Origin of the sequence: Providencia sp. PROV267, from assembly GCF_028477825.1 — a bacterium.
In the GTDB taxonomy this organism is placed as follows: domain Bacteria; phylum Pseudomonadota; class Gammaproteobacteria; order Enterobacterales; family Enterobacteriaceae; genus Providencia; species Providencia stuartii.
In genome coordinates this window covers 1-9,397 of sequence record NZ_JAMPLX010000013.1, presented here as the reverse complement: position 1 = coordinate 9,397, position 9,397 = coordinate 1, and the positions used below count along the sequence as shown (strand labels likewise).

Below are 9,397 nucleotides of genomic sequence, written 5' to 3'. Positions count from 1 at the left end.
CCAACATAATGTGATGTAAGCGCGCATCAACCTTCTCTGCTTTCCATCCCATACGAGCTGCGTTTTGTGCCATCTCTAAACCGGATGTCGCCACTCCTCCCGCATTCGCGGCCTTACCTGGTGCAAATAAAACACCGGCCTCAAGGAAAAGCTCCGTAGCAGGAATGGTTGTTGGCATATTTGCCCCTTCAGCAACGGCTTTCACACCATTTTTGATGATATGTCAAAAAGTTTAACGCGACACTTATCACAATTTTGCAACATCCATTAGACAACGCAAACTTGGGTATGGTAGAGATAATAGCCATACCCAGTTTATTAAACTTAGTTAATTTAAACCCAGCTAACTTTAATAAACTGACTGACAGATTAATTTTCCGATTAAAATCATCTAATAAGAAAATTACCTATCAGTATGAAAAAGAAGTCATCAAATACCGATTAGGTTTTCTATTTTTCTAAGCCGAAAAGAAAAACAGAAAACCACAGGGTCAGTGAACTGAAAGCCCTCAGAGATCAAAACGGTCTCTGAGGGCTTTTTTTATTTTTTATAAAGGAAATATTATGTCTAAACAACGCCGTTTATCCAAAATTTTTGCAAAAGATGGCAAGTCCGTCACACTGGCACTCGACGGTTATTTTTTCTCCACCAAAACTGCTGGCATCGATAACACCATCAAGAAAATGCCTGAACTGGCTGCTAACGGTTTAGATTGCGCCTTAATCACTTATGGTATGGCAAGAAACTATGCAGATGCCTTTAATGATGTTTCAATCGTGCTACGTGTTGATTCTACAGTAAATGTGTATGACAACAGTGTGCCTGATACCCAACAAGTTTTTGGTGCCGAAGAAGCACTGAAAATGGGTGCTGATGGCATGGTATGCATGACCTTCCCCGGCGCATTTAATGAAGAGAAAACTCACGCTATGACGGCAAGACTGGTCAAACAAGCTGAGCAATGGAATATGCCATTTATCGTTGAATCACTGCCATACGGCTATGCAGTAACGAGTCCTGAATCCAATGAAGCCAAAGTGATTGCTGACTCTGCGCGTATTGCGGTTGAGTTAGGGGCAGATATCATCAAAACACGTTTTTCTGGCACACCAGACGACTATTTGATTGTCGAAGCATCAATGGTACCTGTTTTAGCACTCGGTGGACCAAAAACCGATACACTGAGTTATTTCAAATTTGTTGAACACTGTATGAAGATGGGAGCCAAAGGCGTTGCTGTGGGCCGTAACATCACTCAAGACCCTAACCCTGTCGCGATGGTGGCTGGCCTTAACGCTATCATCCATCTCGGTGCATCACCTGAAGAGGCATTTGCGCTCTATCAAAATAAAAATTAGGAATTATTAGCATGAATTTAAATAACACCATCATCCCATCGGTTCGCAACTATAAATATTTCGAGCGCGCACTTGCTAGCCACTCTGAATATATCTTATTGCCGGACGCCGATATCGGCAATTTACAGTCGATGATTGGGAAATGCCATAAAGCGGGAAAAAAGGTGTTAGTCCATTTGGAGTTATTAGGTGGATTTAAACCTGACCAAGCTGGCGTCACCGTATTAAAGAATTTTTATAAGGTGGATGGTGTTATTTCATCAAATTTTACAGCCCTACGTTACGCAAAAAAAGAAGGGTTAGACACCATCTTTCGCGTATTACTCGTTGATTCACGATCACTAGAACAGGCCAGTAATATGGTCAAAAACTATTCCGTGGATGTCGATGCGATCGAGTTATTACCTGCTGAATATGCTTGTACCTGTTTTGATTTATTAAAACGCAGTTTTAACCAAGCCAATACGCAATTTATTGCAGGTGGCTTTGTTAAACGAAAATACTTAGTTGAAAAGATTTTTTATACCGGTTTTAACGGCATTACCACCAGTGAACATACATTGTGGTAATTAAAGTTTGAGTTGTAAACCCTACGCCAACACCATTACAACTCAAATAATTAAAATAATGATAAACCCAAAATATACGCTCTACAGCGATTCAAAATAAAACAATAGAGCTGTTGTATGAAATATCTGTGGTGTAACAGCCACCCAAAATAGTTCGTGCTACAGCTAGGCGGTAAATGAGGATATCCCAGGGAGCATACATAAGTATGTGACTCGGGTAGTCAAATGCAGCCAACGACGCTATGGTGCGAAATATGAAGGGTTAGAGGAGTTCCATGAAAAAATATATCTTAGGAATTGATAATGGCGGCACTGTGACCAAGGCTGCTATCTATAACCTCGAAGGCCAAGTACTGGCTATTGCGTCCAATACCACTCGGATGATCACCCCAAAACCCTTTTTTACTGAAAGGGATATTGAGGAGTTATGGCAATCTAATTTACTCGTTATTAAAGAGGTACTTAAAAAATCAGTTATTGATGCTGCCGATATTATTGGCATCTCAGTAACCGGTCATGGTAATGGTCTCTATTTAGTTGATGAGCAGGGAAAACCCACTCGTAATGGCATTATTTCAACAGATAATCGTGCCAAAAAATATGTTGAACAATGGTATCAATCACCTAAATTCGAAAGTGAAATTCTACCTAAAACCATGCAATCAATTTGGGCAGGCCAACCTGTCGCCCTACTCGCTTGGCTACAAGATAATGAACCTGAAACACTGGAAAAGGCGCGTTACATCTTTATGGTGAAAGATCTGATCCGCTTTTATTTGACGGGTGAAGCCACACAAGAGCTGACCGACATCTCAGGTACTAACTTGATTAACGTACGCGATCGTTGCTACGACAATGAACTACTCGCTTTCTGGGGTGGGCTATCGTGGAAAGATAAACTACCGCCGATCAAGTTATCCACTGATTGTTGCGGCCGTATTACAGAAGAAATCGCTGCACTGACTGGCCTTAAAGCAGGCACACCGGTTTCAGGTGGTATCTTTGATATTTCCGCTTCTTCATTAGCTTCAGGTATCAACCAAACCAATAAATTAGCGATTGTAGCGGGGACATGGAGTATCAACGAATATGTCACCGACAAACCGGTGGTTGATAAAGATTTATTTATGACCTCGATTTATCCGATGGAAAACCGTTGGCAAATTACTGAAGCCAGCCCGACATCTGCCAGTAATTTAGAATGGTTTATCACCCAATTTATGGCGGCAGATAAGCAGCTTGAAGAAGCCAAAGGCAGTTCAGTGTATGAACTGTGTAACCAATTAGTGGCTTCCACCACGCCAGATGAAAGCCAATTGATGTTCTTCCCGTTTGTATTTGGTTCCAACACCATTCCAGATGCCACTGCCGGTTTTGTTGGTGTCACCAGTTTCCATCAACGCGCTCACTTCCTCCGTGCTATCTATGAAGGAGTTGCATTTAGTCACCTTTATCATGTCGAGCGGCTGCGCCGTATTAATCCACAGTTGAGCAATGTGATCCGCATCGCGGGCGGTATTACTCACTCACCCGTTTGGCTACAAATTTTTGCCGATATCTTCCAGAGCCAATTAGAAATCGTCGATGTGAAAGAGCACGGTACCCTTGGTGCCGCTATGACCGCAGCGGTGATGGAAGGCTATTTCCCCGATGTTTTTGCGGCTTGTGATGCGATGGTAAAAGTGTCTGAAGTGATCCATCCACAAACGGATAAACAAGCGGTTTATGCCAAAAAATACGCCATGTACAAACGCATGCTAGATGATATGCAACCGACGTGGAAATCACATAACCCCCAGCAAACCATTGATGCTTAAATAAGGAGTTAGTTGATCATGGAACTTAATTTACACGGTAAAAATGCGCTGGTCACTGGTGGGGCGACTGGACTAGGACGTGAGCTGGTGCAATCGCTGGTAAAAGAAGGCGTTAACGTCTGCTTTACTTATCGTAGCCATCCAGAAGCCGCATTAGCGCTAGTTGAGGCGCTAAATGGTTTAAATGGTACTGAGGTAGTTGCTATCCGAACCAACTTAGGCGACAGCCAAGAGATTGATGCATTATTTGAGCAGGGACTCACCCATTTCAAACAATTCGACATCCTGATTAATAATGCAGGTATTTGGCCGACAGGGATGGTCGCAGATATTACACTGGAAGAGTGGGATAACGTGATGAACATCAACCTAAAATCCGTTTTCCATTTAAGCCAATTATTTATCAATCAATGTTCAAATAAGCAAATCACTGGCTCAGTGCTCAACATTACCTCGCAAGCAGCGTTTCATGGTTCAACGACTGGTCACTCACACTACGCCGCCAGTAAAGCGGGCTTAGTCGCCTTTTCAATATCACTGGCGCGTGAGGTTGCCAAACAAGGCATTAATGTTAACAACATTGCAGTTGGCATTATGGATACTGAAATGATCCGCGGCAACCTAGAGAAAGACCCACAATATTATCTGAATCGAATTCCTGTTGGGCGTGTCGCCTCCCCTGCTGAAATCGCGGATATTGGGGTGTTCTTGGTTTCAAAAAAAGCCAGTTATATGACGGGAGCAACCATTGATGTGACTGGTGGGATGTTAATGCGCTAAGCCCATAGGGCAACAAAAAATTTTGGAGAACAACATGAAATGTCTGGCAATTGCGGATCTATTTATTGATAAACCAACCATGGAGGCTGGGCTAGAAAAGCTACGCCAACAAGGTTATGAGGTTATCGTTCGTCAGTGGGCACACCCTTCTATTGAAAAACTGCAAGAAGATAACTTGCAAGTTGAGCAACACGGTGCGGAAGCGGTGATTTTACCAACGGATTTATATGCGGATTTACAAGATGTTGAGTTAGTGATCACCCAGTTCGCCCCTGTGAATAAAGCAGTAATCGATAAACTACCAAAACTGAAATATATCGGTGTATTGCGTGGTGGCATTGAAAATATCAATAAAGAATATGCCGAGAACAAAGGCATTAAAGTAATGAATACACCAGGGCGTAATGCACGCAGTGTGGCTGAATTTACGGTTGGCATGATGTTGGCTGAAACACGTAATATTGCGCGTGCACATGATGCATTGAAGGATAAATATTGGCGTAAAGATTTCGTCAACGCGGATGTGATCCCAGAAATTGGTGGAAAAACCATTGGGTTAGTTGGCTTTGGCCATATTGCTCAACTGGTGGCTAAATTCCTTAAAGGCTTTGATACCAACGTTATATTTTACGATAAATACGTTGACGCTGTTGATGGTTACACCAAAGTTGATTCACTTGAAGATTTGGTTAAAGTTGCCGATATTATTTCGCTACACGCACGTTTATCCCCAGAAACACAAAACTTGATCAACGAAAAACACTTTAAATTAATGAAACCCACCGCCGTAATAGTGAATACCGCGCGTTCAGGTTTAATTAATGAGCGTGATTTGCTGCAAGCACTCAAAGAAAAACGCATTATGGGTGCCGCTATCGATACCTTTGATGATGAGCCATTAAAAGAGGAGAGCGAATTTTATTTATTAGACAATGTGACCATCACACCGCATATGGCAGGTAGTACTTTAGATGCATTCAGCAATACGCCAAAACTATTTGCTGAGATATTTTTAAAACAACAAAAATAATTAATTTAACGAAAAGAACATCGGCAAAAAATATAAAAAATAAACGATAGGGTGAAACCTGTCAGGGGCACCCTATACCCTACAAAAACAACCTTATGTATTTTGAGTAATTATAAACCACAACTTATTTAACTATCAGGTTTATTTTTTTATTCAATACGCAGTAGGTAAATACTCTAAATAGTTCGCGTTGTGGCTAGGCGACAAGCAAACGAGTCGCTAGGGCATACATAAGTGTGTGACTAGTGCGAGTGAACGCAGCCAACAACGCCACGGCGAGAAATATGACGAGTATTGGGAGGAAGGCATGGATATAATCAACAATATCATCGGGCTGGGCGCATCGGTTATGATGCCAATAATATTTTTCATTATTGCATTATGTTTTGGCGTTCGCGTAGGCACCGCTTTTAAAGCGGGTATGTTAGTCGGCATCGGTTTTGTTGGTGTTGGCTTAGTCATCAACTTATTACTATCGAATTTAGGACCTGCCTCGCAATCGATGGTTGAAAAGATGGGTTTAAACCTTACCGTGGTTGATACGGGTTGGCCTACTGCCTCCACCATTGGCTGGGGCTCACCGATTATGGTGCCAGTTGTACTAGGCTTTATTGCGATCAACTTAGTGATGGTTTTATTTAAGCTCACAAAAACCATTAATATTGATATCTTTAACTATTGGATATTTTTATTAGTCGGTTCTGTAGTGTATGCGGGTACTGAAAGCTACTGGCTATCAATTGGTATCACTTATGTGATCTTTATTGCCACTTTGGTTGCGGCAGATATTACTGCACCTTATCTACAACGTAATTATAATTTACAAGGCATTTCCTTCCCTCATCTGACTTGTATTATGTATGTACCGTTTGGCATCGTGACAAACTATATTATCGAGAAAATTCCAGGGTTAAATAAAATTAACCTCGAACCCGAAACGATTAATAAAAAATTCGGTGTATTCGGTGAACCATTAACATTAGGCTTTATTTTAGGTTTGGTATTAGCATTGATGGCAGGCTATCCTATCAGTGAATCTGTTGCGCTCGCCGTGACCGTGTCTGCGGCAATGTTACTACTGCCTAAAATGATCGAAATTTTAGTCCAAGGTCTGTTAATTGTTCGCGATGCCGTTGAAGCAAAATTGAAAAAGAAATTCCCTAACCGTGATTTCTATATTGGCATGGATACTGCACTGTTAATTGGTGAGCCTTCCGTGTTGGCAACTGGGCTATTACTGATCCCAATGGCGATTGTGTTAGCTTTCGTACTACCGGGCAACAAAGTATTACCTTTCGTTGACCTTGCTTCATTGATGTTTTTATTAGCTATGGTGACACCATTCTGTAAGCGTAATATGTTTAGAATGTTTATCTGTGGCACATTAGTCCTAACATCCATTTACTATGTGGGAACCGATATTTCCAAGGAATATACGCAAGCTGCGGTGAATTCGAATATCCCAGTACCAGAAGGGATTTCAGAAATGACCAATATCGTGGGTGGAGCAACCACACCTGCGGGCTGGGCAGCAGTAAAAGTTGGCGAATTAATCGCTAAGTAATCCTCAATTAACAGCTAACTATAACTTCTCTTAGTTAGCTGTTTTATTTCAAATACTCACCAGCGCTACGGGTAACCAATTTCCCTTCTCTCTTCTTCATAAATACCCTCACTCACTACAGTTTTAGGCCGAGAGCAATCATAACGTGAAGTCTATAAAATTCATTTGATTTAAGTTAATCTCAATAACTATTAAAATATTTTAAATAATGACAGGTGGAAAAATAGGCATTCGAAACCTCTACCAATAGATATTTTAAGTGGTTGGCAACGTATAGCGTTTTTTCACCCTTATTCGTCCGATATTAATAACAAGAAAAAATTATCTATATCCCGAAAAGCGCTTACAGAAAACAAGAACAACCAATTACCTTGGCTTTGTGATAAATACCGAGAGCAATATAAAATTCCTAAAACAACCGCATTTATTCTTTACCTTGGTGAGTTTGATAAAAATCTAAGTAATTCGCTCATTCAAGATATTGTCGGTTCAGAAACAGGGCAAGCTAAAGAAGAGTGCGAACAACGTTTAAGTAATGAAAGAGTAACCATCTTTGCCAAGAAGCACTACATCAATATGCTGACCGTTGGAACCCACAAACTTTCTCAATCCAACAAATTGCGGATCGCATCAATTCATGGGGCTGTCAGTTAGAAGTCATGAATAACCCGATTTGGATTGGTATTCTTTTATGGGTACACCGCCATTGTATTGAACTTATGTTCAGCCTTGCCAATAATAGGACTTACAATGGTCGTATGATCCATGCGGATTCAAAGGACGACATTCTCAGCCTCTCCATCAATAACAAGCTCAAAAACCATGAGGTTGTATTAAAGGGGAATACGGGTAATAAACAATACCGAGATAGCCACGGCAAAGACCTATTAATGTTATTATCTCGCCTAATGCAGGAAAATATTACGCTACAATCTATTTATGTGATCACACCTTTTAACGCGGTTAAAACTGCATTAATCGAATTACTCAAGGAAACAGATCTACCAGCTATACAACAGCCAGTGATTAAAATCACACCAGAAGAGGTCAACCATTGGGCCAAACATAAGATTGGCGCCGTGAATACCTTCCAAGGTAAAGAAAATAATACCGTTATTTTTGTACTCGGTTGCAGTATCGGTGAAGAGGGTGGCGCACAATGGGCAGCGAGTAAGCCCAACCTAGTTAATGTCGCTCTAACACGCGCCAAGAAATATATTTTTGTAATTGGTAATCCTGATGTATGGGGCCATCTACCAAGCTTTTCAGATGTAGCCAATACATTGCCAAGAGAAATAGGCACTTTGGAATAACTCATTAAATAGACTCTAGAAGCTCATCGTATTATGGTGAGCTTCTAATCAAGTCATCACGTTAAACTGCTAAATCAAATATAAAGTAATACTCATTGATATGCTTAATTAGCTAACACTACAGAAAATCACTCTCGATTTAAAAAGTACTGTTTAATAGTATGCCGCAGCCATTGATGTGCTGGATCCCTGTCTAACCGTGGGTGCCATGCTTGAACAATAAACACCGATTCCAATTCAAGCGGCAAGCTTAGCGGACTTAATTGCTTACCCCAACCCTCTTTTCCCTGTTGGAACACCATTTGATTATTGTAATACGGGCTATTTTTTATTATCCATTATTATTGAACGCGTTAGCAGGCAAAGTTATAAAGAATTTGCTCAACAGTCTATTTTTAAACCATTACAAATGGATAATAACTTTATAGTGGGATCGTACCCCGTCCACACCACAATTGCTCGTGGGTACCGTGAAAACAATACATGTGGCTATCAATTAAGTGAAAGTCTTTGGACTTAAACCGGTGATGGTGCTGTTCATTCAAATGTTTTAGATTTAATGAAATGGGGTAAAAATGACACCAGTGGTAAAGTCGGAGGAAAAGCACTAGTCGAGAAAATGCTTCAGGCATTACCGGCTAGAAATAGGATAGGTAAAGCCATTGAACACCATCAGAAATATGCTTATGGCATTATTATTTCACAACACTTCGGCATCACACATTTCGAGCACTCATGAGGCTGGGCTGGCTGGGCTACCTATTTTTTACGTTTACCTGATTTAGGCTTAACTGTCGCTGTTTTGGCAAATGTTGAAGATTTAGACACGCAAAAGATGGCTTATGAGATTACCGATATCATTTTGACTCAATCTACGGAATTCCATGACGACCATGATTAATAATGAGTGCGGTGGTCAACAAAAATTGCTCCCGCTTTAGCATTAGCCAAACGCCGTGTCGTTG

Annotated in this window: 9 protein-coding genes and 1 pseudogene; 9 read left to right on the top strand and 1 reads right to left on the bottom strand. The window is 40.9% G+C overall.

Going from position 1 to position 9,397, the window contains the following annotated elements:
• Window positions 1–220: pseudogene (locus PR709_RS10395) on the bottom strand (NADP-specific glutamate dehydrogenase); the annotation flags it as partial.
• A gap of 344 nt (window positions 221–564) precedes the next feature.
• On the opposite strand from PR709_RS10395, the gene PR709_RS10390 reads away from it, so the two are divergent.
• From PR709_RS10390 to PR709_RS10355, 9 genes are all read left to right on the top strand, one after another.
• On the top strand, window positions 565–1,359 hold the full coding sequence (locus PR709_RS10390; RefSeq protein WP_004916010.1) for a class I fructose-bisphosphate aldolase: 795 nt from the start codon (window positions 565–567) through the stop codon (window positions 1,357–1,359).
• Window positions 1,360–1,370: 11 nt separating this feature from the next.
• Window positions 1,371–1,928 (top strand): glycerol-3-phosphate responsive antiterminator, encoded by a 558-nt coding sequence (locus PR709_RS10385; protein WP_004916012.1) that lies wholly within the window; start codon window positions 1,371–1,373, stop codon window positions 1,926–1,928.
• A 275-nt stretch (window positions 1,929–2,203) separates the two neighbouring features.
• Window positions 2,204–3,745, top strand: a complete 1,542-nt coding sequence (locus PR709_RS10380; RefSeq protein ID WP_004916015.1) for an FGGY-family carbohydrate kinase — start codon at window positions 2,204–2,206, stop codon at window positions 3,743–3,745.
• 18 nt (window positions 3,746–3,763) lie between these two features.
• Complete coding sequence (locus tag PR709_RS10375; RefSeq protein ID WP_004916017.1) at window positions 3,764–4,525, top strand: SDR family NAD(P)-dependent oxidoreductase; 762 nt, start codon at window positions 3,764–3,766, stop codon at window positions 4,523–4,525.
• 34 nt (window positions 4,526–4,559) lie between these two features.
• A complete protein-coding gene (locus PR709_RS10370) occupies window positions 4,560–5,555 on the top strand; it encodes a 2-hydroxyacid dehydrogenase (protein ID WP_004916019.1) in 996 nt (331 codons plus the stop codon).
• 307 nt (window positions 5,556–5,862) lie between these two features.
• Window positions 5,863–7,119, top strand: coding sequence for a PTS galactitol transporter subunit IIC (locus PR709_RS10365; RefSeq protein WP_042116105.1), 1,257 nt, complete (start codon window positions 5,863–5,865; stop codon window positions 7,117–7,119).
• A gap of 659 nt (window positions 7,120–7,778) precedes the next feature.
• A complete protein-coding gene (locus tag PR709_RS10360) occupies window positions 7,779–8,432 on the top strand; it encodes an AAA domain-containing protein (protein WP_004916021.1) in 654 nt (217 codons plus the stop codon).
• 229 nt (window positions 8,433–8,661) lie between these two features.
• Entirely contained in the window at window positions 8,662–8,952 is a 291-nt protein-coding gene (locus PR709_RS19580) for a serine hydrolase (RefSeq protein WP_080739780.1), read from the top strand.
• Between the two features lie 39 nt (window positions 8,953–8,991).
• Window positions 8,992–9,171 (top strand): hypothetical protein, encoded by a 180-nt coding sequence (locus tag PR709_RS10355; protein WP_004916022.1) that lies wholly within the window; start codon window positions 8,992–8,994, stop codon window positions 9,169–9,171.
• Window positions 9,172–9,397: the final 226 nt, after the last annotated feature.

Excerpts from the sequence above, each read along its gene's own strand:
- PR709_RS10390 (WP_004916010.1), top strand. The coding sequence starts at position 565 with ATGTCTAAACAACGCCGTTTATCCAAAATTTTTGCAAAAGATGGCAAG.
- PR709_RS10385 (WP_004916012.1), top strand. The coding sequence starts at position 1,371 with ATGAATTTAAATAACACCATCATCCCATCGGTTCGCAACTATAAATAT.
- PR709_RS10380 (WP_004916015.1), top strand. The coding sequence starts at position 2,204 with ATGAAAAAATATATCTTAGGAATTGATAATGGCGGCACTGTGACCAAG.
- PR709_RS10375 (WP_004916017.1), top strand. The coding sequence starts at position 3,764 with ATGGAACTTAATTTACACGGTAAAAATGCGCTGGTCACTGGTGGGGCG.
- PR709_RS10370 (WP_004916019.1), top strand. The coding sequence starts at position 4,560 with ATGAAATGTCTGGCAATTGCGGATCTATTTATTGATAAACCAACCATG.
- PR709_RS10365 (WP_042116105.1), top strand. The coding sequence starts at position 5,863 with ATGGATATAATCAACAATATCATCGGGCTGGGCGCATCGGTTATGATG.
- PR709_RS10360 (WP_004916021.1), top strand. The coding sequence starts at position 7,779 with ATGAATAACCCGATTTGGATTGGTATTCTTTTATGGGTACACCGCCAT.
- PR709_RS10355 (WP_004916022.1), top strand. The coding sequence starts at position 8,992 with ATGAAATGGGGTAAAAATGACACCAGTGGTAAAGTCGGAGGAAAAGCA.